Source organism: Sphingomonas mesophila (assembly GCF_003499275.1).
In the GTDB taxonomy this organism is placed as follows: Bacteria; Pseudomonadota; Alphaproteobacteria; order Sphingomonadales; family Sphingomonadaceae; genus Sphingomicrobium; species Sphingomicrobium mesophilum.
Genome location: NZ_QWDF01000001.1, coordinates 1,119,668 through 1,146,368, shown reverse-complemented (window position 1 = coordinate 1,146,368; position 26,701 = coordinate 1,119,668). Strand labels below are relative to the sequence as shown.

General features: G+C 69.0%; 24 protein-coding genes, 2 tRNA genes and 1 other RNA gene. 18 read left to right on the top strand and 9 right to left on the bottom strand.

What is annotated here, in order from left to right:
* Window positions 1-80: 80 nt before the first annotated feature.
* From D0Z60_RS05900 to D0Z60_RS05890, 3 genes are all read left to right on the top strand, one after another.
* On the top strand, window positions 81-1,589 hold the full coding sequence (locus D0Z60_RS05900) for a YifB family Mg chelatase-like AAA ATPase (protein ID WP_118857385.1): 1,509 nt from the start codon (window positions 81-83) through the stop codon (window positions 1,587-1,589).
* A gap of 60 nt (window positions 1,590-1,649) precedes the next feature.
* Window positions 1,650-3,425: a DUF885 domain-containing protein gene (locus tag D0Z60_RS05895; RefSeq protein ID WP_118857384.1), complete on the top strand. Its 1,776-nt coding sequence runs from the start codon at window positions 1,650-1,652 to the stop codon at window positions 3,423-3,425.
* A gap of 52 nt (window positions 3,426-3,477) precedes the next feature.
* Window positions 3,478-3,562 (top strand) — tRNA-Leu (locus D0Z60_RS05890).
* A gap of 3 nt (window positions 3,563-3,565) precedes the next feature.
* Here D0Z60_RS05890 and D0Z60_RS05885 read toward each other — a convergent pair.
* Window positions 3,566-4,267 (bottom strand): arylesterase, encoded by a 702-nt coding sequence (locus tag D0Z60_RS05885; protein ID WP_420822780.1) that lies wholly within the window; start codon window positions 4,265-4,267, stop codon window positions 3,566-3,568.
* A 17-nt stretch (window positions 4,268-4,284) separates the two neighbouring features.
* Here D0Z60_RS05885 and D0Z60_RS05880 point away from each other — a divergent pair, with 17 nt between their 5' ends.
* The 5 genes from D0Z60_RS05880 (at window position 4,285) to D0Z60_RS05860 (ending at window position 9,915) form a co-directional block, all read left to right on the top strand.
* Window positions 4,285-4,968 carry an ABC transporter ATP-binding protein gene (locus D0Z60_RS05880; RefSeq protein ID WP_118857383.1) on the top strand — a complete coding sequence of 228 codons (684 nt, stop codon included), beginning with the start codon at window positions 4,285-4,287 and terminating at the stop codon, window positions 4,966-4,968.
* Window positions 4,965-7,469, top strand: coding sequence for an ABC transporter permease (locus D0Z60_RS05875; RefSeq protein ID WP_118857382.1), 2,505 nt, complete (start codon window positions 4,965-4,967; stop codon window positions 7,467-7,469). Before D0Z60_RS05880 ends, D0Z60_RS05875 begins: the two co-directional genes overlap by 4 nt.
* 41 nt (window positions 7,470-7,510) lie before the next feature.
* Window positions 7,511-8,710: an AI-2E family transporter gene (locus tag D0Z60_RS05870; protein ID WP_118857381.1), complete on the top strand. Its 1,200-nt coding sequence runs from the start codon at window positions 7,511-7,513 to the stop codon at window positions 8,708-8,710.
* A 24-nt stretch (window positions 8,711-8,734) separates the two neighbouring features.
* Window positions 8,735-8,811, top strand: a tRNA-Asp gene (locus D0Z60_RS05865).
* A 114-nt stretch (window positions 8,812-8,925) separates the two neighbouring features.
* A complete protein-coding gene (locus D0Z60_RS05860) occupies window positions 8,926-9,915 on the top strand; it encodes a YncE family protein (RefSeq protein WP_118857380.1) in 990 nt (329 codons plus the stop codon).
* Here the strand turns inward: D0Z60_RS05860 and D0Z60_RS05855 are convergent.
* The 6 genes from D0Z60_RS05855 to D0Z60_RS05830 all read right to left on the bottom strand — a co-directional run bounded on the left by D0Z60_RS05855 (window position 9,912) and on the right by D0Z60_RS05830 (window position 12,454).
* Window positions 9,912-10,967, bottom strand: coding sequence for a cell wall hydrolase (locus tag D0Z60_RS05855; protein ID WP_118857379.1), 1,056 nt, complete (start codon window positions 10,965-10,967; stop codon window positions 9,912-9,914). The two genes, D0Z60_RS05860 and D0Z60_RS05855, sit on opposite strands and share 4 nt — an antisense overlap.
* A 49-nt stretch (window positions 10,968-11,016) precedes the next feature.
* Complete coding sequence (locus D0Z60_RS05850) at window positions 11,017-11,232, bottom strand: DUF2842 domain-containing protein (RefSeq protein ID WP_118857378.1); 216 nt, start codon at window positions 11,230-11,232, stop codon at window positions 11,017-11,019.
* On the bottom strand, window positions 11,229-11,816 hold the full coding sequence (locus D0Z60_RS05845) for a 5-formyltetrahydrofolate cyclo-ligase (RefSeq protein ID WP_118857377.1): 588 nt from the start codon (window positions 11,814-11,816) through the stop codon (window positions 11,229-11,231). Before D0Z60_RS05845 ends, D0Z60_RS05850 begins: the two co-directional genes overlap by 4 nt.
* Window positions 11,803-11,955, bottom strand: a non-coding RNA gene (gene ssrS / locus D0Z60_RS05840) — 6S RNA. Before ssrS ends, D0Z60_RS05845 begins: the two co-directional genes overlap by 14 nt.
* An 11-nt stretch (window positions 11,956-11,966) precedes the next feature.
* Window positions 11,967-12,281: a cell division protein ZapA gene (locus tag D0Z60_RS05835; RefSeq protein WP_118857376.1), complete on the bottom strand. Its 315-nt coding sequence runs from the start codon at window positions 12,279-12,281 to the stop codon at window positions 11,967-11,969.
* Window positions 12,281-12,454: a hypothetical protein gene (locus tag D0Z60_RS05830; protein ID WP_162888102.1), complete on the bottom strand. Its 174-nt coding sequence runs from the start codon at window positions 12,452-12,454 to the stop codon at window positions 12,281-12,283. The genes D0Z60_RS05835 and D0Z60_RS05830 overlap by 1 nt, the downstream gene beginning before the upstream one ends.
* Window positions 12,455-12,576: 122 nt before the next feature.
* On the opposite strand from D0Z60_RS05830, the gene tkt reads away from it, so the two are divergent.
* From tkt to D0Z60_RS05810, 4 genes are all read left to right on the top strand, one after another.
* A complete protein-coding gene (tkt, locus tag D0Z60_RS05825; RefSeq protein ID WP_118857374.1) occupies window positions 12,577-14,562 on the top strand; it encodes a transketolase in 1,986 nt (661 codons plus the stop codon).
* 71 nt (window positions 14,563-14,633) lie between these two features.
* Window positions 14,634-15,641: a type I glyceraldehyde-3-phosphate dehydrogenase gene (gene gap, locus D0Z60_RS05820; RefSeq protein ID WP_118857373.1), complete on the top strand. Its 1,008-nt coding sequence runs from the start codon at window positions 14,634-14,636 to the stop codon at window positions 15,639-15,641.
* Window positions 15,642-15,804: 163 nt separating this feature from the next.
* A complete protein-coding gene (locus D0Z60_RS05815) occupies window positions 15,805-17,004 on the top strand; it encodes a phosphoglycerate kinase (protein ID WP_118858460.1) in 1,200 nt (399 codons plus the stop codon).
* A gap of 32 nt (window positions 17,005-17,036) precedes the next feature.
* Entirely contained in the window at window positions 17,037-17,942 is a 906-nt protein-coding gene (locus D0Z60_RS05810) for a fructose bisphosphate aldolase (protein ID WP_118857372.1), read from the top strand.
* Here the strand turns inward: D0Z60_RS05810 and D0Z60_RS05805 are convergent, their stop codons facing one another.
* Window positions 17,943-20,201, bottom strand: a complete 2,259-nt coding sequence (locus tag D0Z60_RS05805) for a TIR domain-containing protein (protein ID WP_118857371.1) — start codon at window positions 20,199-20,201, stop codon at window positions 17,943-17,945.
* A gap of 89 nt (window positions 20,202-20,290) precedes the next feature.
* Here D0Z60_RS05805 and thiE point away from each other — a divergent pair, with 89 nt between their 5' ends.
* Window positions 20,291-20,953 carry a thiamine phosphate synthase gene (gene thiE, locus D0Z60_RS05800; protein ID WP_118858459.1) on the top strand — a complete coding sequence of 221 codons (663 nt, stop codon included), beginning with the start codon at window positions 20,291-20,293 and terminating at the stop codon, window positions 20,951-20,953.
* A 13-nt stretch (window positions 20,954-20,966) separates the two neighbouring features.
* On the opposite strand, the gene D0Z60_RS05795 is transcribed toward thiE, so the two are convergent.
* The gene (locus D0Z60_RS05795; protein WP_118857370.1) at window positions 20,967-22,085 is read right to left on the bottom strand and encodes a nucleotidyltransferase family protein; all 1,119 of its coding nucleotides are present in this window, start codon (window positions 22,083-22,085) and stop codon (window positions 20,967-20,969) included.
* 88 nt (window positions 22,086-22,173) lie between these two features.
* Between D0Z60_RS05795 and D0Z60_RS05790 the strand changes: the two genes are divergently transcribed.
* The 5 genes from D0Z60_RS05790 (at window position 22,174) to rfbD (ending at window position 26,700) form a co-directional block, all read left to right on the top strand.
* A complete protein-coding gene (locus D0Z60_RS05790; protein WP_118857369.1) occupies window positions 22,174-23,256 on the top strand; it encodes an EpsG family protein in 1,083 nt (360 codons plus the stop codon).
* A gap of 61 nt (window positions 23,257-23,317) precedes the next feature.
* On the top strand, window positions 23,318-24,199 hold the full coding sequence (rfbA, locus tag D0Z60_RS05785; RefSeq protein WP_118857368.1) for a glucose-1-phosphate thymidylyltransferase RfbA: 882 nt from the start codon (window positions 23,318-23,320) through the stop codon (window positions 24,197-24,199).
* Window positions 24,192-24,746, top strand: a complete 555-nt coding sequence (gene rfbC / locus D0Z60_RS05780; protein ID WP_118857367.1) for a dTDP-4-dehydrorhamnose 3,5-epimerase — start codon at window positions 24,192-24,194, stop codon at window positions 24,744-24,746. The genes rfbA and rfbC overlap by 8 nt, the downstream gene beginning before the upstream one ends.
* A complete protein-coding gene (gene rfbB, locus D0Z60_RS05775) occupies window positions 24,743-25,807 on the top strand; it encodes a dTDP-glucose 4,6-dehydratase (RefSeq protein ID WP_118857366.1) in 1,065 nt (354 codons plus the stop codon). The genes rfbC and rfbB overlap by 4 nt, the downstream gene beginning before the upstream one ends.
* The gene (gene rfbD, locus D0Z60_RS05770) at window positions 25,804-26,700 is read left to right on the top strand and encodes a dTDP-4-dehydrorhamnose reductase (protein ID WP_118857365.1); all 897 of its coding nucleotides are present in this window, start codon (window positions 25,804-25,806) and stop codon (window positions 26,698-26,700) included. Before rfbB ends, rfbD begins: the two co-directional genes overlap by 4 nt.
* The last annotated feature ends 1 nt before the right edge of the window (window position 26,701 follow it).

Below are 26,701 nucleotides of genomic sequence, written 5' to 3'. Positions count from 1 at the left end.
GCTCCCCCGCTAGCATCCGCCGCGCCGAAGCTAGGGGGGCAATTGGGGTGGTCGAGTAGCGTCAGCAGGGCGGCCGCCTGATGGTCGCCATCGTCTCCACCGTCGCTTATCTCGGGCTCGAGGCGCGCGCCGTCGAGGTGCAGGTCCAGCTATCCTCCGGCCTGCCGCGCTTCACCGTCGTCGGCCTGCCCGACAAGGCCGTCGCCGAAAGCCGCGAGCGGGTCCGCGCCGCGCTCGCCGCGATCGGCCTCGCGCTCCCGCCCAAGGTCATCACCGTCAACCTCTCGCCGGCCGATTTGCCCAAGGAAGGCTCGCACTACGATCTGCCGATCGCGCTCGGCCTGCTTGCGGCGATCGGCGCGATCGACGGCGAGACGCTCAGCCATTTCGTCGCGGTCGGCGAGATGAGCCTCGACGGGCGGATCATCCCGTCGCCCGGAGTCCTCCTCGCCGCGCTCCACGCCTCGTCGCGCCGGATGGGGCTGATCTGCCCCTTCTCGCAGGGCGCAGAGGCGGCCTGGGCGGGGGATGTCGAGATCGTCGCCGCGCCCGACCTGCTCGCCCTGATGGCCCATTTGCGCGGCTCGCGGGTGCTCACTCCGCCGCAGCCGGGCGAGGCCGAGCCGATGGCCGGCGGCGCCGATCTTGCCCAGGTCAAGGGCCAGGAGGTGGCCAAGCGCGCGCTCGAAATCTGCGCCGCCGGCGGCCACAACATGCTGATGAGCGGGCCGCCCGGCGCCGGCAAGTCGCTGCTCGCCTCATGCCTGCCCGGAATCCTGCCGCCGCTCGAGCCGGCCGAGGCGCTCGAAGTTTCGATGGTCGCCTCGGTCGCCGGCGAGCTCCAGGGCGGGCGGATGCGCCGCCGCCGCCCGTTTCGCTCGCCGCACCACAGCGCCTCGATGCCGGCGCTGGTCGGCGGCGGGCTCAAGGTCCGTCCCGGCGAGATCAGCCTCGCGCACCTCGGCGTGCTGTTCCTCGACGAGCTTCCCGAATTCCAGCGCCAGGTTCTCGACAGCCTGCGCCAGCCGCTCGAGACCGGCGAGGTCGCCGTCGCGCGCGCCAACATGCACGTCACCTTCCCGGCGCGCTTCCAGCTGGTGGCGGCGATGAACCCGTGCCGCTGCGGCCATCTTGGCGACCCCTCGCTGGCCTGCGCGCGAGCACCGCGCTGCGCCGCCGATTATCAGGCGCGGGTCAGCGGCCCGTTCCTCGACCGAATCGACCTTCACGTCGAGGTCGCGGGAGTCAGCGCCGCCGACCTCACCCTGCCGCCCCCGGCCGAGGGCAGCGCCGAAGTCGCGCAACGGGTCGCCGCCGCCCGCCAGGTGCAAACCGCGCGCTATGCAGGGGAGGGGGCGCGCACCAACGCCGAGGCCGACGGCGAATTGCTCGAGCGGGTCGCCACCCCCGACGACCCCGGCCGCAAGCTGCTCGCCGATGCCGCCGCGGCGATGCGGATGAGCGCGCGCGGCTTCCACCGCGTGCTGCGCGTCGCCCGCACCATCGCCGACCTCGCAAGTTCGGACAGCGTCGGCCGGATCCACGTCGCCGAAGCGCTCAGCTACCGCCGCCAGGCCCCGCGCAATTGAGGGTTTGCCAGCCGCCCGCTAGCGCCTAGCCTTCCGCCATCATCCTCGGGGGGACAATCCATGCGTGTTTCGACTCCGCTCGTCATCGCCGCGCTGCTCCTCTCCGGCTGCGCCACGCTCCCTCCGACCGACACCGCGCCGGCGGCGACTCCGACCGTGTCTCCCGCGATCAGTTCCGACCAGCAGCTCGACTCGCTCGCCGACCGGATGGTTGCCGAGACCATCGCCTACGATCCCACGACCGCCTACTTCGTCGGGGTCAAGACCGAGGACCACGGCCGCTGGGGCGATCGCAGCCCGGCCGCCATCGCCGCGTTCGACGCACAGCGCGACGCCTTGCTCGCCGCGGTCGCCGCCATCCCCGCCGAGGGCCTGTCGACCCCCAAGCGGCTGGTCCGCGCGGCGATGATCGAGCGGCTCGAGGCCGACCGCGCCACCCGCGTCTGCCGCTACGAGCAATGGGACGTCAATCACATGAGCGGCTGGCACCTCGGCCTGGCCGATGTCGCGCGCGAGCAGCCGGTCGCGACCGAGCGTGAGCGCGCTTTAGCGCTCGAGCGCTGGTCGAAGCTTCCCGCGGTGGTCGCGCAGGAAATCGCCAACGCCCGGCGCGGGCTCGCCGCCGGCTTCTCGGCGCCCAAGCCGGTCGTCCGCCGGGTGATGAAGCAGATCGACGGCATCGTCGCCTCCGCCCCCGACAAGCTGCCTTATTACGCCATCGCCGAACGCTCGACCGACCCCGCCTTCAAGGCGCAGTTCCGGGCCCTGCTCAACGGCCCGCTGCGCGCCGCCTTCCGCGCCTACGGCCGTTTCCTCACCAACGAATATCTGCCGCGTGCGCGCGATTCGATCGCCATCAGTGCCCATCCCGACGGCCGCGCCTGCTACGCCGCTTCGCTGCGCAGCTTCACCACGCTGAAGCGCTCGCCCGAGGAGGTGTTCAAGCTCGGCCAGGAAACCGTCAACGGCAACCTTGCCGCGGTCCGCGCCATCGGCCGCGAAGCGTTCGGAAGCGACCAGCTGCCGGTCATCGTCAAGCGCATCAACGAGGCGCGCGACAACCGTTTCTCGTCCGAGGCGGAGCTGATCGCCTTCTCCCGCGCGATAGTCGACCGCGCGCGGGAACGCAGCGCCCGCCTGTTCGAGCGGATGCCCGCCCAGCAGATGCTGGTCGAGCCGCTCCACGCCTATCGCCGCGGTACCGGCGCGAGCGCCTATTACGAGCGCCAGATCGATCCCGCCCGCCCGGCCTACTACCGAATCCCGAGCGAGCGCTGGGACAGCGAAACTCGCGGCGGCGCCGAGATCACCGCCGTCCACGAGGGCTATCCCGGCCACCACATGCAGATTGCGCTCGCCGCGAGCACGGTCGGCAGCCCGATCGCCGAGCTGTTGTTCAATTCCGCCTACCCCGAAGGCTGGGCGCGCTATTCCGAGGCGCTGGCCGAGGAAGCGGGCATCTACCAGACGACCTATGCGCGCATGACCCGCCGCTTGTGGCCGGCGCGCGGCATGGTCGTCGATCCCGGACTCCACCTGATGGGCTGGTCGCGCGAGCAGGCGGTCGCCTTCATTCGCGAATCCGGCCGGTTTGCCGGGCCCGAAGCGGAGGATCTGATCGACCGGATCGTCGTCTGGCCGGGCCAGCTCACTGCCTACGACAGCGGCGCGCTGGAGATTTTCGCGTTGCGCCGCGAGGCGGAGCGGGCGCTCGGCCGCTGCTTCGACCTGCGCGAATTCCACGCGCGGGTGCTCGAGACCGGGATCGTCCCGCTGGTCGCGCTGCGCGGCCACATCGAGCAATGGATCGCCGCGCGCTCCTGTCCGGCCGGCTGACCGCTCGGGCTTGCGAGCGGCCGCCCGCTCGCTTAGCTAGCGCTCGCCCGGGGCCCCTGTGGCGGAATTGGTAGACGCGCTCGACTCAAAATCGAGTTTCGCAAGAAGTGTCGGTTCGAGTCCGACCGGGGGCACCAGCGCTATTGCGTGGCGAGCGCATCCTTCACCACCGGCGCCATCCGCCCCGCCATCACCGCCACCCCGCGCGCGCTGGGATGCACCCCGTCGCCGAGCATCAGCCCCGGCTGGCCGATCACTCCGTCAAGCGTGAACGCATACAGCGGAACGTCATATTTCTTCGCAAGCTCGGGATAGATCGCGTTGAATTCGCGCGCATAATCCGCGCCCATGTTCGGCGCCGCGACCATTCCGCTGAGCATCGCCGGCACCCCGCGCCGCTTGAGCGCGGCAAGCATCGCGTCGAGATTGGCCCGGGTCTGGGACGGCGCCACTCCGCGCAGCATGTCGTTGCCGCCCAGCCCGACGATCACCAGCGCGGGTTCACGCGCCTGCCCGTCGAGCGTGAACGCTAGCCGCTGCAAGCCCGCCGCGCTGGTATCGCCCGAGACTCCCGCATTGACGACTTCTGCCGCAACGCCTGCCTGCTCGAGCGCGCGGTCGAGCGCCGGCGCCAGCCCCTCGTTCTGCGCCAACCCGTAGCCGGCGAACAAACTGTCCCCGAACGCCACCACCAGCGGCCCGTGCGCTTCAGCCTCAGCGGCCGCCGCCGGCTCTTCCATGCGCCGCTCGCCCTCGGCCAAAGTCCCGCTTTCCGGCGCGCACCCTGCCGTCGATTGGACAAGCGCCAGCGCCGCCCCATATGCCACCAGCTTCTTCGTCAAGGACCGCTCCCGCCAACATGCCAGACCAACCGGCCGATCCTATCGCGATCAGCGCGCAAAATGTCACCCTCGCGCTCGGCTCGGTCGCGATCCTGCGCGGCGTCTCGCTCGACATCGCCCACGGCGAGAGCCTCGCCATCCTCGGGCCTTCGGGCTCGGGCAAGTCGTCGCTGATGGCGATCCTCGCGGGGCTCGAGCAGGCCAGCTCGGGCACCGTCACTGTCAACGGCGTGGAATTCTCCGCGCTCGGCGAGGACCAGCTCGCCGAGGCCCGCCGCGGCCGCATCGGCATCGTCCTCCAGGCCTTCCACCTGCTCCCGACCATGACCGCGCTCGAGAATGTCGCCGTCCCGCTCGAGCTTGCCGGCCGCGCGGACGCGTTCGACGCCGCCGCGCGCGAGCTTGCCGCGGTCGGCCTCGGCCACCGCCTCGACCACTATCCCACTCAACTCTCCGGCGGCGAGCAGCAGCGGGTCGCCATCGCCCGCGCCATGGCGCCCGGCCCGGCGATCCTGTTCGCCGACGAGCCGACCGGCAACCTCGACACTGCCACCGGCGCGGCGGTCATCGACCTCTTGTTCGAGCGCCACCGGGCAAGCGGAGCGACGCTCGTCATCATCACCCACGATCCCGCGCTGGCCGAGCGCTGCACCCGGACCCTGCGCATGGCCGACGGCCTCCTGAGCGAGGACAAGCGGTGACCACGCTCGGGTGGGGCCCGGCGTGGCGGATCGCCCGGCGCGACCTCCACGCCGGCTTTCGCGGCCTGCGCCTGCTGTTCGTCTGCCTGTTCCTCGGCGTGGCGACGCTCGCCGCGATCGGTAGCCTGACTTCCGCCATCGGCGCCGAGCTCACCAGCCGCGGCCGGACCCTGCTCGGCGGCGACCTCGAAGTGGCCATGACCCAGCGCCAGGCCGCCCCCGCCCAGCTCGCCCAGCTGCGCCGCCTCGGCACGCTCAGCGAAACCATCCGCACTCGCGCGATGGCGCAAGCGGCCGGCGCGACCCCCGTGCTGACCGAATTGAAAGGCGTCGACGCCCGCTACCCGCTTTACGGCGCGCTGACGCTCGTCGCCGGCCGCTACCGCCAGCTCGCCCCGACCGAAGTGTTGGTCGACAAGGCGCTCGCCGAACGCTTGTCGCTTCGCCCCGGAAGCACGCTGCGCTACAACCGGACCGACTTCACCGTCGCCGGGATCATCGCCGACGAGCCCGACCGGGTCGGCGAGGGCTTCACCCTCGGCCCGGTGGCTGTGGTATCCTTGGGCGGCCTCGCCCGCACCGGCCTGATCCAGCCCGGCAGCCTGTACGAGAGCAAATACCGCCTGCGCCTTCCGCCCGGCAGCGATGCGAAGGCGGTGCGCGAGCAGCTCGAGCAGCGCTTCGCCGCCGAGACCTGGGAATATAAGGACCATGAGCGCGCCGCCCCCGGCGCCGGCCGCTTCTTCGAGCGCATGGGCCAATTCCTCGCGCTGATCGGCCTAGCCGCCCTCGTCATCGCCGGGATCGGGGTGAGCAACGGGGTCGGCTCCTATCTCGCCGCCAAGCGCGGCGGCATCGCGACGCTCAAGGTGCTCGGCGCGCGCGCCGCCGATATCGAGCGGATCTATCTTCTCCAGGTCGGCGCCGTCGCGTTCGTCGCGATCGCCGTCGGCCTCACCGTCGGCGCCGTGCTCCCGCCGCTGATCGTCGCCGCCGCCGGCGACCTGCTTCCGGTCGCGCCCGGCTTCCGGCTCCACCCGCTGCCGCTCGCCACCGCTGCCGCCTTCGGCCTGCTGATCGCCTTGATCTTCACCATTCCGCCGGTCGCCCGCGCGCGCAGCCAGCCCGCCGCCGCCATCTTCCGTTCCAACGTCGAGGCGCGCCGCCGCTTCGACCTGCGCACCGTCCTCATCGTCGGTATCGCGCTGGCGGCGATGGTCGCCCTCGCGCTCGGCACGGCGCGCGAGCCCCTGTTCTCGGCCGTCGTGCTCGGCGCAGTCGCCGCGGCCCTGCTGCTGCTGCTTGCGCTCGGCTGGGCGCTGACCCGGATCGCCCGCCGACTGCCGCGCCCGCGCCGCCCGTTGCTTCGCCTCGCCATCGCCAACCTCCACCGCCCGGGCTCGCAGACCACCGCTCTGGTCGTCGCGCTCGGCCTTGCGCTGACCCTGTTCGTGACCCTCGCCGCAATCCAGACCAGCCTCGCCTCGGAAATCGCGCGCACCGTCCCCAAGCGCGCCCCCAATTTGTTCGTGCTCGACATCCCGATGGGCGGGGAGGGGGCGTTCCGCTCCAGCGTCGAAGCCCGCGCGCCGGGCGCGACGATCAACGTCGTGCCCTCGCTGCGCGGCACCATCACCGCCTACGGCAGCCAGCGGGTCGCCGACCTCCAGGAATTGCCCGACGGCGCCTGGTTCCTGCGCGGCGAGCGCGGCGTGACCTACAGCGCCGGCCTGCCCGAGGGCAGCGAGCTCGTCGCCGGGCGCTGGTGGCCGGCCGATTACCGCGGCCCGCCTTTGGTCTCGCTCGATGTCGAGGCGGCAACCACGCTCGACCTCGAAGTTGGAGACACGCTCACCGTCAACGTCCTCGGGCGCGAGATCGTCGCGCGCATCGCCTCGCTCCGCCGGGTCAATTGGGACACGCTCGGCTTCAATTATGTGCTGGTGTTCTCGCCCAGCACGCTCGCCGCTGCGCCGCACAACCTCACCGCCACCATCACCATGCCCCCCGGCCGCGACACTGCCGTCACCACCGGCTTGCTCGAGCGCTTTCCCAGCGCGACGGTGATCGCGGTTCGCGACCTCATCGGCCGCGTCGGCAGCCTGCTCGACCAGATGGCGAGCGCGATCTTCGCCGCCGCGGCGATCGCCATCCTCGCCGGCGTGGCGGTGCTGATCGGCGCCATCGCCGCCGCCCGCCAGTCGCGCGCCTACGACGCGGTCATCCTCAAGACGCTGGGTGCCACCCGCCGCCAGCTGCTCGCCGGCCAGGCGCTCGAATTCGGCCTGCTCGCCCTGGTCCTCGCCGCTTTGTCGCTGGCGCTCGGCCTCGGTGCGGCCTGGGCGGTGATCGTCAAATTGTTCGAATTCACCTGGGCGCCCGACTGGCCGATCGTCCTCGCCACGCTCGCCGGCGGAGCACTCGCCACGCTGGCCATCGGGCTGGTCGGCTCGCTCCCGCTGCTCGCTGTCCGTCCCAACCGCGCGCTGCGCCAGCTGTAATCCCACTGGAAAGCGCGCGCCGGCCCCGATAAGCATCGCGCATGGATGCTCGGCGCAAATTGGCGAAGGCGGTGCCGGGCGGCGATCCGGCCGAGGACAGCGCCGAGGCCAAGCGCGTCCGCCTGCTCGCCTCGCTGACCCTGATCGGCGGGGTCGGTCTGGCCCTCGCCACCCCGTTCGCGCTTCGCGCCGGGGCGGAATTCTTCCTCCCGGTCACCGCCGCACTGGTCGTCGCCATCGCCCTCGTGCCGATGCTCGAATGGTTCGAGCGGCGCGGCATGCCGTCCAAGCTCGCCTCGTTGCTATGCATCATCATCTTCCTCGCGCTGGCGGCGTTCGCGATCCTCTCGATCGTGCTTCCGGCGATCGACTGGGTGCGGCTCGTCCCCGAACGCATCGAGAATGTCACCGCCACCCTCAAGCCGGTGCTCGATCTCTACGCCAACCTCGAAAAGTTCGTCGAGAACATCGCCTCGCGCATCGAAAGCTCGGGCGACAGCGGGCGCGAGGTCCGCATCGCCACCCCCAATTCGATGATGGGGCTGATCGCCGCCTCGGCGCCGCACGCCGCGATCCAATTGTTCTTCGCGCTGCTCGTGATCTATTTCTTCCTCGCCGGCTGGACCGGAATGCGCCGCCGGACGATCAAGAGCCGCGGCAGCTTCGAGGGCGCGATGACCACCGCCCGGGTGATCCAGCAGGTGGTCGAGGCGACCTCGACCTACATCGGCACGATCACCATCATCAACGTCATCCTCGGCGCGCTCACCGCCTTCACCTTGTGGCTGCTGGGGATGGACTCGCCGATCATGTGGGGCGGCATTGTCGCGGTCCTGAACTTCATCCCCTATCTCGGCCCGATCATCGCCTCGGCCCTGCTGTTCGTCGGCGCCTTGATGACCTTCCCGGATATCTGGGCGGCGATGCTCCCGCCGCTCATCTTCCTCGCCTTCCACACCATCGAGGCCAATGCCATCACGCCGATGATCGTCGGCGAGAAGATCGAGGTGAACCCGCTCCTGATCCTGCTGTCGCTGAGCTTCTGGGCGTGGGTGTGGGGAACCACCGGGGCGCTGCTCGCGGTGCCGCTGCTGATCATCATCAAGACCGTGTTCAGCGCCGCCGGAACGCCCGACATCGCCGGCTTCCTGTTCGAGGACGGAAGCCTCACCCACGTCGGCGAGGAAGAGGAGCGGGACGACGACAAAGACCCCGTTGACAGCGAAACGGCCCCAGCCTAACTGCCCGCCACTCGCGAGCAATTAGCGGGTGTAGCTCAGTTGGTTAGAGCGCCGGCCTGTCACGCCGGAGGTCGCGGGTTCGAGCCCCGTCACTCGCGCCATCGCACGATGTCGCGCATCGCGGTTTCGCCGGTTCTGAAGGCACTTTCGTCGAACAATATGTGCCCCGCGGCGCGGCTGTGGCACAGCAATCCTCCGCAACAGGGGATTTCGCGATGCGCCTCACTCTCGCCCTCGGACTGCTGATCGCCGCCACCGCCGCGCCGGCCGCCGCCGACACGCTGGTTGTCGGCAACAAGGCCGAGCATACGCTGAGCTTTATCGATCTCGCCACCGGCCGCGAGGTCGCCCGCCGCCCGACCGGCCGCGCCCCGCACGAGCTTGCCGTCTCGCCCGACGGCAAGACCGTGCTCGCCGTCTCCTATCGCGAGCCGGACTTCGCCGGCAGCACGCTGCACCGCTTCGACATCGCGACGGCCGCGGCGCGCGGCAAGATCGACCTTGCCGGGCACAAGGGGCTGCACGGGCTGAAATGGGTGGGACGCGGCCGCACCTTGGTCATCACTAGCGAAGTCACTCGCAACGTCGCCGTGGTCGACGCCGTCGCCGGCAAGCTGCTGGCGTCGATCCCGACCGACCAGGACGGCTCGCACATGGTCGCGGTGTCGAACGACGGGCGCCGCGCCTTCGTTGCCAACATCGGCTCGGGCAGCTTCACCGCGATCGACCTGGTCGTGCGCGCCAAGCTGCGCGATGTGGCGGTCGGCGCCGGGGCCGAGGCGATCGCGCTGACCCCCGACGGCCGCCAATTGTGGGTCGGCGCAAACGAGGCGCGCAAGGTCATGCTGTTCGACGCCCGCAGCCTCGCCCGCCTCGGCGAGTTTCCGACCGAGGGCGTGCCGATCCGCATCGAGTTCAGCCCCGACGGCCGCGTCGCCGCGATCAGCGAACCCGACCGCCACCGAGTCGTCGTCCTCGACGCCCGGACCCGCAAGACCCTCGCCACGGTCGATCTCGCCGCGGCCGGCTACAAGGTGCCGGTAACGATGCTCTTCGCGCCCGACGGCAAGCGCCTGTGGGTCGCCGCGACCGGCAGCGGGGCGGTCGCCGAGATCGATACCAAGAGCTGGCGCATCATGCGCCGTCTCGCCGCCGGCAAGGGCGCCGACGGGCTCGCCTTCTCACGCGTCGATTCGAGGCCCTAGTTGGCCTTGACCGCCGTGTCGCTCGCCGCCTGCGGGCCGAACGCCGGCTCCTTGGCCGGCGCCGTCTCTTCGCCAAGCGCGTAGCGAAGCACTTCCGACGCCGACATCTTGTCGACATAGGCGATGCGGTTCTCCGCCACCTTCTCCACCGCCGCGCGCGCCTCGGGGGTGAACAGCACGCGCACCCGCTTGCCGTCCTCCGCTTCCTTCACCGTCACGCCCTCGACCTTGCTGATCGGCATCGCCGCGAGTGTGGTCGCCGGAGCCGTCGTCAGCGGCGTGCGCACGACTGCCAGCGCAGCGCTCCTCAGCGCCGCCGGATTGGCCTCGCTGCGCGCATAGCGCTGGCGGAACGCGTCCGGCCGGCCCCAGCCGCCGCTCCAGCGGTAGAAGATGTGCGCGCCCACCACCGCCGTCTTGGCCAGCGTCGGCGCCCAATAGGGGAACACATAGTCCGCGTGATAATGGGTCGCGTTGCCGACCGGCGCATAGACCGAGCCGGCCAGCGCCGCCTCGGCCACTGCGCGCGCGCGCAGCCACTCCGCCCGCATCGGCGCGCGCGCCATCGACCCGTCGCAGGTGAAGGTGAACTGGCAGCCGGTCTGCCGCAGCGCGCCTTCGTAGACCACGCCGCACACGCTCGCCGGGAAGGCCGGGTGCCGCACCCGGTTGAGGATCACCTGCGCCACCGCGCGCTGGCCGTCGGTGCTCTCGCGCCCGGCCTCGTAATAGATCGCGCTGGTCAGGCACTCGAGCGCATTGGCCCGCGCCGCCGCGGTCGTCACTCCGAGCGCGAATGGCCGCGCCGCTGCGCCCGCCTCGGCAACGATCGGAAGCGCGGCGTTGAGCTTCACCGCCTGCTCCGGAGCCACCGCGCGATAGACCATCGGCGGCGGCGCCGGCGGGGCCTCGGCCGCCGCCGCTCCGCCCAGCGACGGCACCAGCGTCCCCGCGACCACCAGCGCGGAGATCGCGCCGAGCAGCCCCACCGCGAGCGTCTCGCGCGGGTAGGAATGCCACAGTCGGGCAGGGGTGATCGTCAGGCTCGTCATGGGGTCCAGGTGATATATTGGAATAACACGCCTGCTACAAGGTCGCGGCTTAGCCCCGGCTGAACCTCCCGGTCTCGATCCAGCGAATGAGCGGCTTCAGCGGCGCGATCCACACCACCCCCGCCACGAGGTAAAAGGCCGCCTGCGCCAGCACCGGCCAGTCGCCGACCCATTCCGCCAGCGATGCGACGAGCAGCGCCCACAGCGCGATGAGCGTCAGGATGATCGCGATCCCCGCCAGCTTGCGGCCCCTGGGCTCGGTCATCGCCTGGTCTCCAGCCCCTCGGGCGAGGCGAACCCGTCGAGCGCCACGTCCCACGCTTCCACCGCGATCTCCTCCTCGACCCGCTGCACCGCCCAGCCCACTCCGATCAGCAGCGCCCCGCGCCGCCGCAGCCCCGGCAGCACGCGGTCGTAATGGCCCTTGCCCTGGCCGAGCCGGTGGAAGCGCCGGTCGATCGCGACCAGCGGCACCAGCACCAGGTCGGGCCACACCTCGGGCGCGCCCGCCGCCGGCTGGAGGATCCCGAACGGTCCGCTCTCGACCGGCTCCCCGGCCAGGAAGCGGAACGCCGAGCCGTGGCCGGCAAAGGCGGGAAAGGCGATTGTCGCCCCCGACACCCTCGCCTGCTCGAGCGCCGGCAGCGGGCTCACTTCGTCGGGCAGCGGCGCATAGGCGCCGATCGTCCGCGAGCTCGCGATCAGCGGCGCCAGCGCCCGCGCCAGCCCCGCCTCCAGCCCGGCGCGCTCGCCCTCGGCCAGCCCATCCACATACGCCCGCCGCAGCGCCCGCGCGCGGCGGCGCAGCGCGACCTTGTCGCCGGAAATGGGGGGTGACGGAACCGCCATGGTCGTTGGCCTTAATATCCTCTGACGCCGAAAGCATCAGGTGGGAACCATGTACAATGGCCAGGGCCACCGCAGGGACAGCTCCCATTAGGATTGAATCGCCTCAGGGAAATTAGCGGCTCGTGCCGGGCAGTCCCGTCACCCGCCTATCTAGGCGCTGGCCGCGGCCTCCTCAAGACTTGCCGCAAGCCCCTCGAGCCGCTCGGCCAGCCGCTCGACCCGCGGCGCCAGCTCGCTGGCCCGGTCGGCGGCCGGCGCGGCCCCCGGCTTTTCGAGCAATTGGTCGGCCAGCAGCAGCGAGGCGAACAGGAACTGCCGCGACTCGCTCAGCGCGCCGAGCCCCGCCAGCGCCTCGCGGCACTTGCCGTCGACCAGCCGCGCCGCCGCCTGCAGAGTCTCTTCCTCGCCGTCGCGGCACGCCACCTGGTAAGTGCGCCCGGCGATGTTGAGCGTCACCTCGGCCATCAGCCGCGCCCCCCGGCAATCAGCGAATCGAGCTCGGCGACCACTTCGCGGACCGTCGCCTTCAACTGCTGCTCGCGCTTGCCGGTCGCCGCCAGCCGAGCCGCAGCCCGCTCGACGCGGCCGAGCGCCGCTTCGGCGCGCTCCAGGCTTGCGGCAAGGGCATCGTCAGTCATGCGCATTTCGCTAAACCGCTGGCGAGCGGCCCGCAAGCCGCCCGCTTCCCCTGATGCCCGGTTGACGCCCCGCGCTCCGGCGACAATAGGCACGCGGGCCAGTCGCCCCGCAGGAGCCCCCCATGTCGCTTGATCCGCGCAGTCTCGCCAATGCCATCCGCGGGCTGGCGATGGACGCGGTCGAGGCCGCCAATTCGGGCCACCCGGGAATGCCGATGGGCATGGCGGATGCCGCCACCACCTTGTTCACCCGCCATCTGAAGTTCGATCCGGCCGATCCCCATTGGCCCGACCGCGACCGCTTCGTGCTCAGCGCCGGCCACGGCTCGATGCTGATCTACGCCTTGCTCTACCTCACCGGCTACGAGCGGCCGACGCTCGAGGACATCAGGAACTTCCGCAAGCTCGAGAGCCCGTGCGCCGGCCACCCGGAAAGCTTCATGCTGGCCGGCGTCGAGACCACCACCGGCCCGCTCGGCCAGGGCTTCGCCGCCGCGGTCGGAATGGCGATCGCCGAGCGCCATCTCAACGCGGTTTACGGCGACGATCTGGTCGATCACCATACCTATGTCATCGCCGGCGACGGTTGCCTGATGGAAGGCCTCAACCATGAGGCGGCGGGGCTTGCCGGCCACCTCAAGCTTGGCCGTCTGATCGTGCTGTGGGACGACAACAGCATCACCATCGACGGCTCGACCGATCTGTCGCGCAGCGAGGACGTCGTCGCCCGCTATGGCGCGATGCAGTGGCAGACGCTCGAATGCGACGGGCTCGATGCCGAGGCGGTGTCTGTCGCGCTCGACGCCGCCAAGGCCGACCCGCGCCCCTCGCTGATCCGCTGCCGCACGATCATCGGCTTCGGTGCGCCCAATGTGCAGGGCACGTCGGCGACCCACGGCGCCGCGCTCGGCAAGGACGAGATCGCCGCCGCCCGCACCCATCTCGGCCTGTCGCCCGAAGATTTCACCGTCCCGGCCGACATCCTCGCCGCCTGGCGCGAGGCCGGCGGGCGCGGGGCAGGGGCGCGTTCCGAATGGACCAGGCGGCTCGCTTCCAGCCAGCACAAGGACAAATTCACCGCCCACCTCGAGGGCAAGTGCGACGACGGCTGGCTGGCGCCCTATCTCGACGAGCTGATCGCCAATCCGCCGACGCTGGCCACCCGCAAGGCGTCGGAAGCGGCGCTGGAGCGGATCAACGCCCACCTTCCCGCCACCATCGGCGGCTCGGCCGACCTCACCGGCTCCAACAACACCAAGACCAAGGGGCAGGAAACGCTCGACGCGGAAAATTACGGCGGCCGCTACATCTACTATGGCATCCGCGAGTTCGGCATGGCCGCCGCAATGAACGGCATGGCCCAGCACGGCGGGGTGATCCCCTACGGCGGCACCTTCCTCGTCTTTTCCGACTACAGCCGCGGCGCGATCCGTCTCGGCGCGCTGCAAAGCGCGCGGGTGATCCACGTCATGACCCACGATTCGATCGGGCTCGGCGAGGACGGCCCGACCCACCAGCCGGTCGAGCACCTCCAGTCGCTGCGCGCCATGCCCGGCCTCGCCGTCTATCGCCCGGCCGATGCGGTCGAGACCGCCGAATGCTGGGCCGACGCGCTCGCCCAGGACGGCCCCAGCGTGCTCGCTCTGTCGCGTCAGAACCTTCGCCCGGTGCGCACGACCAAAGCCTCCGAGAACCTCTCCGCGCGCGGCGGCTACCGGCTCAAGGCCGCCGAGGCGGCCCGCCAAGTGATCCTCATCGCCACCGGCAGCGAGGTCGAGATCGCGCTCGATACCGCCGCCGCCTTGGAAGGGCAGGGGATCGGCGCCGACGTCGTCTCCTTGCCGTGCTGGGAACGCTTCCTTGAACAGCCCGCCGCCTGGCGCGACGACGTGCTTCCGCCTTTGAAGCCCGAGCAATGCCTGCGCGTCTCGATCGAGGCCGGCACCACCTTCGGCTGGGAAGCGATGACCATGGTTGACGGGCTGCGCATCGGCCTCGACCGCTTCGGCGCCTCCGCCCCGGCCAAGGACCTCTACAAGAAATTCGGCCTCACCGCCGACGCCATCGTCCCCAAGATCCTCGATAAATTGAACTCAAGCGCAAAATAGAACCGTTGGTGTCGAGCGAAGTCGGAACACGTCCCTCGACTTCGCTCGGGACGAACGGGAAGGGAGCAAAGATGACAAAGGTAGCAATCAACGGCTTCGGACGCATCGGCCGCCTGGTCGCGCGCGCCATCCTCAGCCGCACCGACCACGACCTCGAGCTGGTCGCGATCAACGATCTCGCCGACGCCAAGGCCAACGCCCTGCTGTTCAAGCGCGACAGCGTCCACGGCGCCTGGGCCGGCGAGGTCCGCGCCGAGGGCGACGAACTGATCGTCGACGGCAAGCGCATCAAGGTCACCGCCGAGCGCGATCCGGCCAAGCTCCCGCACCGCGACCTCGGGGTCGACATCGCGCTCGAATGCACCGGCTTCTTCACCGACCGCGAGGGCGGCCAGAAGCATCTCGACGCCGGTGCGAAGCGGGTGCTGATCTCGGCCCCGGCCAAGGGCGCCGACCTGACCGTGGTCTACGGCGTCAATCACGACAAATTGACCGCCGATCACACCATCGTTTCGAACGCCAGCTGCACCACCAACTGCCTGGCGCCGGTCGCCAAGGTGATGAACGACCTGGTCGGCATCGAGCGCGGGCTGATGACCACCATCCACGCCTACACCAACGACCAGAAGATCCTCGACCAGATCCACAGCGACATGCGCCGCGCGCGTGCCGCCGGCATGAGCATGATCCCCACCACCACCGGCGCCGCCCGAGCGGTCGGCGAGGTGCTGCCCGAGCTGAAGGGCAAGCTCGACGGCTCGGCGGTGCGCGTGCCGACCCCCAACGTCAGCCTGGTCGATCTCACCTTCACGCCGGGCCGCGACACCAGCAAGGAAGAGATCAACGCCGCCTTGAAGGCCGCCGCCGACAGCGGGCCGCTGAAGGGCATTCTCGAATATACCGACGAGCCGCTCGTCTCGATCGACCTCAACGGCTCGCCCGCCAGCTCGACCGTCGACAGCCTCGAAACCGCGGTGATCGAAGGCAAGCTCGTCCGCGTCGTCAGCTGGTACGACAACGAATGGGGCTTCTCCAACCGAATGGTCGACACCGCCGGAGCAATGGCGAAATTGGGCTAAGCGATGTTTCTTAGGCCGTTCGCCCCGAGCCAGCGTCGAGCTTGTCGAGACCCGTCGGTCGAGGGATATCTCGACGTCGGTCTCGGCCTTGGTTCACCCCGAGCGCCCGCCGCAGGCGGCGGTCGAGGGGCTCGACCTTTGCTCGATACGAACGGAGTTCGGATTGCCTAGCTTCAAAACCCTCGACGATCTCCCCGCCGACCTGACCGGCAAGCGCATCCTCGTGCGCGCCGACCTCAACGTGCCGATGGCCGGCGCGCGGGTCGCCGACGACACCCGGCTGCGCGCCGTCCTCCCTACCATCGAGGAGCTTGCCGCGAAGGGCGCGATCGTCCTCCTCCTGTCGCACTTCGGCCGCCCCAAAGGCGAGAACCGGCCCGACATGAGCCTCGCGCAGCTGGTCCAGCCGCTGACCCGCCTGACCGGCCGCTCGGTCCGCTTCATTGAGGATTGCGCCGGGCCCGAGGCCGAGCGCGGGGTCGCGACCATGCTCCCCGGCAACATCGGCGTGCTCGAAAACACGCGATTCCATGACGGGGAGGAGCAAAACGACCGTCAACTCGCGCAAAGCATGGCCGCGCTCGGCGATTTTTACGTCAACGACGCCTTTTCGGCCGCGCACCGCGCCCACGCCTCGACCGAGGGCCTCGCCCGGCTGCTGCCTGCCTTCGCCGGCCGCTCGATGGAGCGCGAGCTCGCCGCGCTCGACCGCGCTTTGGGCTCTCCCGAGCGCCCGGTCGCGGCGGTGGTCGGCGGGGCCAAGGTATCGTCCAAGCTCGCCGTGCTCGGCCACCTTGCGCAGAAGGTCGACCACCTCATCATCGGCGGCGGAATGGCCAACACGTTCCTCGCCGCGCGCGGCGTCGATGTCGGCAAGTCCTTGTACGAAAAGGATTTGTTGGGTGAGGCGGAGGCGATCTTCGAAACCACTGCTCAGTCCGGTTGCACCATCCATCTCCCCTACGACGTCGTCGTCGCCAAGGACTTCGCCCCCCACCCAACTTCCCTCCGAACCTGCAACGTCCACGAGGTCGCTCAGGACGAAATGATCCTCGACATCGGCCCCGCGGCGGTCGAGGCGCTCGGCGATGTCCTCAAGACCTGCCGTACCCTGGTGTGGAACGGCCCCCTCGGCGCGTTCGAGACTCCCCCCTTCGACGCCGCCACCGTCGCCCTCGCAAAAACCGCCGCGGCGCTCACCCAAAGCGGCAGCCTGGTCTCGGTCGCCGGCGGCGGCGATACCGTCGCGGCCCTTAACCATGCGGGAGTCGCCGCCGACTTCAGCTTCGTCTCGACCGCCGGCGGCGCCTTCCTCGAATGGATGGAAGGCCGCGTGTTGCCCGGCGTCGCGGCGCTGGGCTAAGGCCGCCCTTACTCAACAGGAACGCAAGAATCATGACCGACAAGACCTGTCCCGGCGATCCCGAACTGCGCGCCAAGATCGAGGCCGGCGACGGCTTCATCGCCGCGCTCGACCAGTCCGGCGGCTCGACCCCCGGAGCGCTCAAGGGCTACGGCATCCCCGAGGACCGCTGGTCGAGCGAGGAAGAGATGTTCGGCCTGATCCACGACATGCGCAGCCGGATCATCACCGCGCCGAGCTTCGGCGGCGGCAAGATCATCGGCGCGATCCTGTTCGAGCGGACAATGGACGGCGAAGTCGGCGGCGATCCGGCGCCCGAGGCCTTAAAGGAGCGCGGGGTTGTCCCATTCCTCAAGGTCGACAAGGGTCTCGAGGAAGAGCGCGACGGGGTCCAGCTGATGAAGCCGATCCCCGATCTCGACGCGTTGCTTGACCGCGCCGTCGCCAAGGGCATGTTCGGCACCAAGATGCGCTCGGTTATCAAGCTCGCCAACCCGAAGGGCATTGCCGACGTCGTTGCCCAGCAATTCGACATCGCCAGGCAAATCCTCGCCAAGGGCCTGATCCCAATCGTCGAGCCGGAAGTGTCGATCAACAGCCCCGAGCGGGAGGCGGCCGACAAGCTGCTGCTCACCGAGATCCTGAAGCAACTCGACGCGCTCGACGACGGGCAGTGCGTAATGCTCAAGCTGACCATCCCGTCCGAGCCGAACCTATTCGCGCCGCTGGTCAATCACCCCAAGGTGCTCAAGGTCGTCGCGCTGTCGGGTGGGTTCAGCCGCGAGCAAGCCTGCGCCGAACTCGCGCGCAATTCCGGCATGATCGCAAGCTTCAGCCGCGCTCTCCTCGCCGACCTCAAGGACGACATGAGCGACGAGGAGTTCGACAGTGCGCTCAGCAAGGCGGTCGACGAAATCTACCGCGCGTCGATCACCTGATCAGTCGACGCTGATCGGGCCAAGCTCGGCGCGCTCCTTGCGCAGATGGCCGAGAATGCGCTGGCGGGCCGCTTCGAACCGCGGGTCCGATTTGAGCGAGTCCAGCGCCGGGTCTTTCGCGATATCGGTCATCATGCTCGGCGGGTTGGGCAGCCACCCGCCGCGGACCGCCGCTTCGAGCCCCTTCAGCGCCAGCTCGGCTTTGCCCTGCACCGCCCGCACGCGCGCGAGTTTGGCGTCCTGATCAGCGCGCCGTTCCACGACCTGGGTCGTGAGGATCCGTTCGGCCAGTGCAAGTACGGCGTTCGCCGCCGCCGGGTCGTTGTCCTGGCGCAAGGCGAGCGCGAGGAACGGCGCCACGGTGGCGAAGTCGCTCTCGGTGCCGACCACTTCGACGAAGTCTTCCGGGCTTCGCGCCACAGCGCGATATTTTGCCGCCAACTCGGCGCCCCGGCCGGTCACCACATAGACCCGGCCGGCGTTCATCGGCAGCGGATGCAGTCCAAAGAAGCGCTGGGGCGGTAGGTTCATCGCGTCGACCATCGCCAGCCCGCGCGGGTCGTTGGCCCACAGTAGCGGCCCGAACGGCGGCGGCGGGAAGGCGCGCCGCGCCTCCGCCTCGTAGCCGAGTTGAAGAAGCAGCCCGTAAAGCGGGAAGCCGACAATGCCCTGCGACTTGCGCGGATCGGACTTCAGCATTCCAAGCGCGATCCGGGTCGCTTCGGACAGGTCGCCGCGGGCCTGCGCGACCTCGATCCGGGCGAGCGTTCGGATTGTCGGGTCGCCAAGCTTCTCGATTCGCTTCATCTCGGCTTCCACCTTCGCCGCATCCCCTTTCCTCAGAAGCAGGTCGAGCTTGTTGAGAGCGGCGGGCCAGAACAAAGGTTCGATTTCCGCGGCGCGCGAATAGAGTTCGAGTGCGCGCTCTTCCTTGCCCGCGCCCTTGTTGAAATTGGCCAACCAGCTGATGCTCTCGAAGTCGTTGGGATCAAGCTCGATCGCCCGCTGCAAGGCGGCCTCGGCACGCGGGCCGCGGCGCAAGGCAAGTCCGAGCGCGGCGTGGCCAGCGGCCAGATTGGGGGCCAAAGCGATCGCGCGCCGGGCATATTTCTGTGACCGGTCCTTGTCGTAGCCGATGTCCGACTGGTCCGTGGACGGACCATAGATCAGCTCGGCCACGGCTAGCGTCGCCCAGCCCGGAGCGAAGTTCGGATCCAGCTTGACCGCCTGGCGAAGCTGCTCGCGGGCCTGGCGATACTGCATGGTGTCGCGCCGGCGGATCGTCGCGCGCGCCTCGTTATAGAGCGCGTAGACTTCGCCCGAGGTCGCGAAATTTTGCGGTCGCACGCCGCCGCGCTCGGCCAGGCGCCCGCGGATATGCCCCTCGATCTCACCGGCGATCTCGCCCTGCAGGGCGAACACATCCTTTAGCTGCCGTTCGAAGCTCTTGCTCCACAACGACGAACCGTCCTTGGTGCGCACCAGGCTGGCGTTGATCCGAACCCGGTCGGCGGCCGAGCGCACGCTCCCCTCGACCAAATAGTCGGCCACCTTGGCGACCGCCTTGGGGTCCTTGCCGGCGATTTCGCGCGCCGAGTTCGGACCGATCACGAGCAGTTGCGGGTTTCGACCAATCGCCTGCCGCGTGTCCTCCCACATTCCCGCTGCAAAGCTGCGATTGGCCGGGTCGAGGCTTTCGAACGGGAGCACGGCGACCACCGGCCGACGTTCGGAGTCGCCTTGCCACCAGCGCAGCGCAAGGAACGCGCCGCCCGCCAACAGCAGCAAGAGTGCGGCAGCAGCGGCCCATCGCGCCCACGGCCGAGCGGCCGCTGCCCGGGCCGATCTTGGCCTGTACGGCTTAGCCCCGCCCGCCACCAGCGCGCCGACGCTTGCGAGCGCCTTGGCCAGTCCCGCGTGCCGCGTCCCGCCGCGCCAACTGCTGAGGTCCGCGCACTGGATCTGGTTGAAGGGGAGCGGCGGGGTCGTTCCGTCGATGCTCAGCTGAACCAGCTTGCCTTCGCCGCGCGCTAGATCGGCCTCGGCCCGGACCCATTGCGACGCCGCCGCATCGCGCGACCACAGCACCACCGCCGCCTTTGCCGACCGCAACTGCTGTTCGATCTCGTCCGAATAGGCGCGGTGGGCCGGAAGGTCGGCGTCCCACCACACCGAATGGCTGGCCTTCTGAAGCGCCGCGGCGACCTTGGCCGCGACCTTCTGGTCGGCCCGCGCGTAGCTGATGAACACGTCCGCCATGCCACACCCCTGTGGTCCCACCCTAGCATCGCCGGGCGTCGGCCGCGAATCGAGTGACCGCGCGCGATGCCGGCGCTAAGGCGCGGGCGATGGACGACGATATCGATCTCACGCTGTTTCCGCCGCCGCCGCGCAGCGAGCCGTGCAAGCTCTACCTGATCAGCCCGCAGGACGTCGGTGGGACGTTCCCGGACCGGCTCGCGGCAGCCTGCGCCGGTGGACCGGTTGCCGCCTTCCAGCTGCGGGTGAAGGACGTTGCCGCGCATGAGCTCGCGCGGCTCGCCGACCCGCTCCAGCGCATCTGCGCCGAGCATGACGTCGCGTTCATCGTCAACGACAGCATGGCCCTGGCCAAGCGGCTCGGCGCCGACGGGGTCCATCTCGGCCAGTCCGACGGCGACCCGCGGGAAGCCCGCGCCTTGCTTGGCCCGGACGCGCAGATCGGCCGCACCTGCCACGACAGCCGCCACTTGGCGATGGAAGCAGGGGAGGCGGGCTGCGACTATGTCGCCTTTGGCGCCTTCTATCCGACGACGACCAAGCCGTCGCACTATCGGCCGCCGCCCGAACTCCTCAGCTGGTGGGCAGCGATCGCCGAGGTCCCGAGCGTCGCGATCGGCGGGATCACGCCCGCCAATGCGGCGCCCCTGGTTGCTGCCGGGGCCGATTTCCTCGCCGTCTGCCAGGCCGTATGGAGCGCCGACGACCCCGCCGCCGCGGTCGCCGCTTTCCAACCGGTGCTCAAGGGCTGAGGACGGCGGGCGCTCAGCGCGCCAGCACGAAGTCGAACAGCCGCCGGGCGAGCAGGACGAACCGCGGCGCGCGGCTGAGCGACGGATATCGCGCCCGAAGGGACGCCTCGGGCGGGCTCGCGAGCGATCGCAATTGGCGGGCGAGCGCCGTGATCCCGCCGCTGGTGCGCAAGTTGACCAATGCCCGTTTCCGACGCCCGGCGCGAAGCAGATAGGCGGATCGCTGTTCGCCTTGCCCGGTTGCGCCCAGCTCCGCGAGTACAAGCTCTGGGACTGTCGCCCCGGCCGCTCTCATCCCGAACTCGAGCGCCTCGCGCATCGCGCCGCTGACTTCATTCGCTCGGGCCAAAGCGACGAAGCTCGCCCAGTCGCCGTCGCCAAAGGATCCGGCCAGGAGCTTGATGTCGACGGCCCACACCAGCCGGTCCGCTCCGAACTCAGCCTTGCCTCCGCTGAAATAAGGCGCGGTCCGGTGCATGTTGCGGTGGATGCCGACGTGAAGCAGAAATTCCGCCGGACCAAGCATTCGGGCGTGCGGGTTCAGGCGGTCAAGCCGGCGGGCACGATCGAGACAGCTCTCCACGGCCAGGATTGGAGCCAGGAACTCCGAATTGAAGGCCGACCAATGAAGGTCCAGCACGTGATCGACTCCAGCCACGGCGAACTGCCAGCTCTCCTGGAGCGATGCCCCGTCTGATCCCTCTGGGGCGCGGCCGCCCGCGTCGCGAAGTGCAGCCTGCGCGGCCGCGAGGTCACGCGGCCGGATCAACAGGTCGCTGTCGGCGCGCTCGCGAGTCGCGGGTTCAGAATAGACCGAATAGGCAAGGGCCGTACCCTTCAGGAACAGCGACTCGACGCCCCGCTCGGACAGCGCTTTGAGTATCCGTTCGAGTAGCAGCCGATGACGAAGTTCCCAGGCCGCTTGGGTTAAGCAGTGACGGCGGAGCCGAGCGCGGACCTCATTCGGCCACTCGCCGGAAAAGGGCAGGGTCAGCGCAGCGACCCCATGATATCGCGTGCGTGCGACGAAGCGATCGATCCCCGCCGGGCCGTTCAGTTCCGATGGCCAGGCTGGGGCTTCGCCACGAAGGGCGGCGGCGAGCAGCGCATCGATGCTTTCGGTCTCGCCCATCGTGCGCTTACTATCTTGCGAGCCCCCGCGCGCCTAGTCTAGGCCCCGCCCGGCGGAGCGAGTATCGGCGACGCTGCAAAGGATCAGCGTGTTTCCCTATTGGCTCCTGTTTTCATTGTTCGCGATTGCGGCGCTGACCGAGCGGGCACGTCCGGGCGCGGTGCCCGGATCGCCGGGCGCGCCATTGCAGATGGCCGCGCAGCCGGCGGTCGGGCCGCTGATCCCTCTTTTTCTGTTCATGGCGCTGATGATCGGGGTGCGGTTTCAGGTCGGCGCCGACTACCACTCCTATATCAACATCTTCAGCTGGACCTCGGAGGCGACGTTCGACGAAGCGATCGAGCGGGGCGACCCGGGATATCAGTTCGTCAACTGGCTGGTCGGCCAGTGGGACGGCAAGATGTGGCACGTCAACCTCATCTGCGGCGCGATCTTCGCCTGGGGATTGATGCGCTTTTGCCAGCGCCAGCCGGCACCGCTCCTGGCGGCGCTGGTCGCGATTCCCTATCTCGTGACCGTCGTTGCGATGGGCTACACGCGCCAGGCGGTGGCGATCGGGGTGATCATGGCCGGCCTCGCCTCACTCGATCGACGAGGCTCCATTCCGCATTTCGTGATCTACGTTGGAATTGCGGCGCTATTCCATCGAACCGCAATCATCGCGCTTCCGCTGGCGATCTTCGCCGGCCGTCGCAACCACCTCCTCAATCTGATTGCCATCGTCCTTGCCGGTCTTGCGCTCTATTACTCGTTGCTCGAGGAGTCAGTCGACACTCTCGTCAAGAACTATATCGAGGCCCGTTACGGGTCGCAGGGCGCAGCCATCCGCGTGGCCATGAACGTTCTCCCGGCCACGATCCTGCTGATCTACAGCCGCAAGCTCGGGCTGACGGATTATTCTCGTCGTTTCTGGGTGCTGGTCGCACTGGTCGCCCTGGCGTGCGTGCCGGCGCTGTTCATCGTTCCCTCGACGACCGCCATCGATCGGATTGCGCTCTACCTCATCCCGATCCAGATCGTCGTCTTCAGCCGGCTTGGGCTACTTCTCAATGGCGCCGCCCTTGGCCGTTTGATGGTCGTGGCCTATTCCTTCGCGATCCTGTTCGTCTGGCTCAATTTTGCCGCGCACGCCTTTGCCTGGGTGCCCTACCGGACGGTCATCGAATGGTAGGGACTTGCACTCCGCCACGAGTCTTGCGAGTGGCGCCGCGCCGGCGTGAAAGGTAAATGAAATGAAGGGCATCATCCTGGCCGGCGGCTCCGGCAGCCGGCTCTATCCGGCCACCCTCGCGGGCTCGAAGCAGCTGCTTCCGGTCTACGACAAGCCGATGATCTATTATCCGCTGGGACTGCTGATGCTCGCCGGCATCCGAGACATCCTGATCATTTCCACTCCGGTTGACCTGCCGCGCTTTGAAGCTCTGCTCGGCGACGGCAGTGAGTTCGGCATTTCCCTCAGTTACGCCGAGCAGCCGCAGCCCAATGGCCTCGCCGAGGCGTTCATCATCGGCCGCGAATTCGTGGGCTCGGACAGCGCCGCGCTCGTGCTCGGCGACAATATTTTCTATGGCGCAGGCCTTGGCGACATCGTTCGCAACGCCGCCTCGACCGTCACCGGCGCAACCGTATTCGCCTACGGCGTCGAGGACCCCGAGCGCTACGGCGTCGTCGACTTCGACCCCGCCACCGGCCTTGCGCGCTCGATCGAGGAAAAGCCTGCCGAGCCCAAGAGCCATTGGGCGGTGACCGGCCTCTATTTCTACGACAATCGCGTGCTCGACATCGCCGCTTCACTCGCGCCCTCGGCGCGCGGCGAACTGGAAATCACCGACGTGAACCGCGCCTATCTGGAGCTCGGCGAGCTCAATGTCGTCCGCCTCGGCCGCGGATTCGCGTGGCTCGACACGGGAACGCACGAGAGCCTGTATGACGCAGGCTCCTTCGTGCGGACCATGGAAAAGCGTCAGGGCTTCAAGATCATGTGCCTCGAGGAGATCGCGCTCGAGCAGGGCTTTCTCACTTCGGATCAGGTACGCGCTCGGGCCGGCCGCCTCGGGGCCAGCGAATATGCCACGTATCTGCGTAGCCGCGCGGCGGAGCATGAGGATGCTTGACGTCCGTCCGCTCGAGATCGCCGACGTGCGCGAAATCCGGCCGGCCCGCCATCGTGACGAGCGTGGCTTCTTCTCGGAAACGTGGAACCGCAAGTCCTGGGCCGACGCGGGCATCGATCTCGATTTCGTTCAGGACAATCACAGCCTGTCGGCAAGGGCCGGAGTGCTGCGCGGGCTGCACTATCAGGTCGGCGCCGCCGCACAGGACAAGCTGGTGCGGGTGACCCGCGGCTCGGTGTTCGACGTGGCGGTCGATATCCGCTGCTCCTCGCCCACCTTCGGGCGTTGGGTCGGCTGCACCCTGTCTGCCGAGGAATGGAACCAGCTGCTGGTGCCCAAGGGCTTTGCCCACGGCTTCCTGACTCTAGTCCCCGATACTGAGGTGGTCTACAAGGTGAGCGCTCCCTACAGTGCCGCCGACGAGCGCGCGATCCGCTTCGATGATCCCGCATTGGCGATCGCCTGGCCGATGGTGCCGGGAGAATTGACCATCGCCGAGCGGGACCGCAACGCGCCAGCGATGGCTGACGCGGAGTTGTTCGCATGAGTGCCGGTCCAGTTCTCGTCACCGGCGGCGCCGGCTTCATCGGCAGTGCCGTAGTGCGTCGCCTGGTGGCGGGCGGAACACGGGTCATCAATCTCGACAAACTGACCTATGCCGGCAACCTTGAATCGCTGCGCGACGTTGCGGATTCGCCGCATTATCGATTCGTCCAGGCGGACATCGCCGACCGCGCACAGGTTGGGGCATTGCTCCGCGAGGAACAGGTCGGCGCGATCATGCATCTCGCCGCCGAGAGCCACGTCGATCGTTCGATCGACGGACCCGGCATCTTCGTCGAAACCAATGTGGTCGGCACCGTTGCGTTGCTCGACTCCGCGCTCGAATATTGGCGCGAACTGGGCGCTGACGGGCGCAACGCCTTTCGCTTCCATCATATCTCGACCGACGAGGTGTTCGGCGACCTGCCGTTCGATAGCGGCCTGTTCACCGAGGAGACGCCCTACGCACCGTCCTCACCCTACTCCGCGTCCAAGGCTGCGTCCGACCACTTCGTTCGCGCCTGGCACGAGACGTACGGGCTTCCGGTCGTGCTCTCCAATTGCTCGAACAATTACGGACCCTATCACTTTCCCGAAAAGCTCATCCCGCTCGTCATCTTGAACGGCCTCGAGGGCAGGCCGCTGCCGGTTTACGGCGAAGGCGCCAACGTGCGCGACTGGCTGTACGTCGACGATCATGCCGCCGCGCTCGAACTGGTAATGCGCAACGGCCGCGTCGGTGAGAGCTACAATGTCGGCGGTTCGGCCGAGCGAACCAATCTCGCCGTGGTCGAGGCGATCTGCGATGCGCTCGACGCTCGCATTCCCCTCGCCGACGGCCGTCGTCGGCGAGAACTGATCACTTTCGTGACCGACCGACCGGGCCACGATCGGCGCTACGCCATCGATGCGTCGAAAATCGCACGAGAGCTCGGCTGGGCGCCGAGCGAGACGTTCGAAAGCGGCCTCCAGCGCACGGTCGACTGGTACCTCAACAACGAATGGTGGTGGCGGCCGATCCGCGACGGGCGCTATGGCGGCGAGCGGCTCGGAAACGCGCCGTGAAAATTTTGGTTTTCGGCCGTTCGGGCCAATTGGCACGCGCGCTCGCCGAAGAGCTCGGCGAATATCAGCCGATTTTCGTGGCTCGGCCAGAGCTCGATCTCGAAGTTCCCGGGCAGGGCGCGGAGGCGATCGCGGCGAGCGGCGCCGACTTCGTCATCAATGCCGCTGCATTCACCGCGGTCGACGCTGCGGAAGGTGAGGGGGCGCTCGCCAACCAACGCCTCAACGCCGAGGCACCGGGTGAACTCGCTGCTGCCGCCGCCGCAATCGGCGCACCGATCGTGCACGTTTCGACCGATTATGTCTTCGACGGCCGGGCGAGTCGGCCGTGGCGGGAGGACGACATGGTCGCCCCGCTCGGCGCCTATGGTCGCGCCAAGCTGGCAGGCGAGCGAGCGGTCGCGGCGGGCAATCCGCGCCACCTTCTCCTCCGTACGGCCTGGGTTATCAGCCCGTGGGGCCGCAATTTCGTTCGCACCATGCTCGCGGCGGCGGAGCGCGGCGCCGATCTCAAGGTCGTCGCCGATCAATCCGGAAGCCCGACTTCCGCCAGTGATCTGGCGCGCGGGATCGTCGCCGTCGCCCGCCATTTCGCGGCTGAAGGAGATGCGCCCTGGGGCCTGTACCACCTCGCCGGCGCTGGCTCGGCAAGTTGGCATGAGCTGGCCGAGGCGACCATGGCCGAAGCCGCCGCTGCCGGTCTTCCGGCTGTGCCGGTGCGGCCGATCGCGACCGCCGACTGGCCGACCCCGGCGCCGCGCCCGGCGAACAGCGAGCTCGACAGCAGCCGCTTTGCCGGCGCTTTCGATTTCGCCATGCCCGAATGGCGCCGCTCGCTCGCTTCGATCGTCGCCCGGATCGCCGCCGACCGGCGATCGGACCAAGCGGCATGAT

Excerpts from the sequence above, each read along its gene's own strand:
- D0Z60_RS05900 (WP_118857385.1), top strand. The coding sequence starts at position 81 with ATGGTCGCCATCGTCTCCACCGTCGCTTATCTCGGGCTCGAGGCGCGC.
- D0Z60_RS05895 (WP_118857384.1), top strand. The coding sequence starts at position 1,650 with ATGCGTGTTTCGACTCCGCTCGTCATCGCCGCGCTGCTCCTCTCCGGC.
- D0Z60_RS05880 (WP_118857383.1), top strand. The coding sequence starts at position 4,285 with ATGCCAGACCAACCGGCCGATCCTATCGCGATCAGCGCGCAAAATGTC.
- D0Z60_RS05870 (WP_118857381.1), top strand. The coding sequence starts at position 7,511 with ATGGATGCTCGGCGCAAATTGGCGAAGGCGGTGCCGGGCGGCGATCCG.
- D0Z60_RS05860 (WP_118857380.1), top strand. The coding sequence starts at position 8,926 with ATGCGCCTCACTCTCGCCCTCGGACTGCTGATCGCCGCCACCGCCGCG.
- D0Z60_RS05855 (WP_118857379.1), bottom strand. The coding sequence starts at position 10,967 with ATGACGAGCCTGACGATCACCCCTGCCCGACTGTGGCATTCCTACCCG.
- D0Z60_RS05850 (WP_118857378.1), bottom strand. The coding sequence starts at position 11,232 with ATGACCGAGCCCAGGGGCCGCAAGCTGGCGGGGATCGCGATCATCCTG.
- D0Z60_RS05845 (WP_118857377.1), bottom strand. The coding sequence starts at position 11,816 with ATGGCGGTTCCGTCACCCCCCATTTCCGGCGACAAGGTCGCGCTGCGC.
- D0Z60_RS05835 (WP_118857376.1), bottom strand. The coding sequence starts at position 12,281 with ATGGCCGAGGTGACGCTCAACATCGCCGGGCGCACTTACCAGGTGGCG.
- D0Z60_RS05830 (WP_162888102.1), bottom strand. The coding sequence starts at position 12,454 with ATGACTGACGATGCCCTTGCCGCAAGCCTGGAGCGCGCCGAAGCGGCG.
- tkt (WP_118857374.1), top strand. The coding sequence starts at position 12,577 with ATGTCGCTTGATCCGCGCAGTCTCGCCAATGCCATCCGCGGGCTGGCG.
- gap (WP_118857373.1), top strand. The coding sequence starts at position 14,634 with ATGACAAAGGTAGCAATCAACGGCTTCGGACGCATCGGCCGCCTGGTC.
- D0Z60_RS05810 (WP_118857372.1), top strand. The coding sequence starts at position 17,037 with ATGACCGACAAGACCTGTCCCGGCGATCCCGAACTGCGCGCCAAGATC.
- D0Z60_RS05805 (WP_118857371.1), bottom strand. The coding sequence starts at position 20,201 with ATGGCGGACGTGTTCATCAGCTACGCGCGGGCCGACCAGAAGGTCGCG.
- thiE (WP_118858459.1), top strand. The coding sequence starts at position 20,291 with ATGGACGACGATATCGATCTCACGCTGTTTCCGCCGCCGCCGCGCAGC.
- D0Z60_RS05795 (WP_118857370.1), bottom strand. The coding sequence starts at position 22,085 with ATGGGCGAGACCGAAAGCATCGATGCGCTGCTCGCCGCCGCCCTTCGT.
- rfbA (WP_118857368.1), top strand. The coding sequence starts at position 23,318 with ATGAAGGGCATCATCCTGGCCGGCGGCTCCGGCAGCCGGCTCTATCCG.
- rfbC (WP_118857367.1), top strand. The coding sequence starts at position 24,192 with ATGCTTGACGTCCGTCCGCTCGAGATCGCCGACGTGCGCGAAATCCGG.
- rfbB (WP_118857366.1), top strand. The coding sequence starts at position 24,743 with ATGAGTGCCGGTCCAGTTCTCGTCACCGGCGGCGCCGGCTTCATCGGC.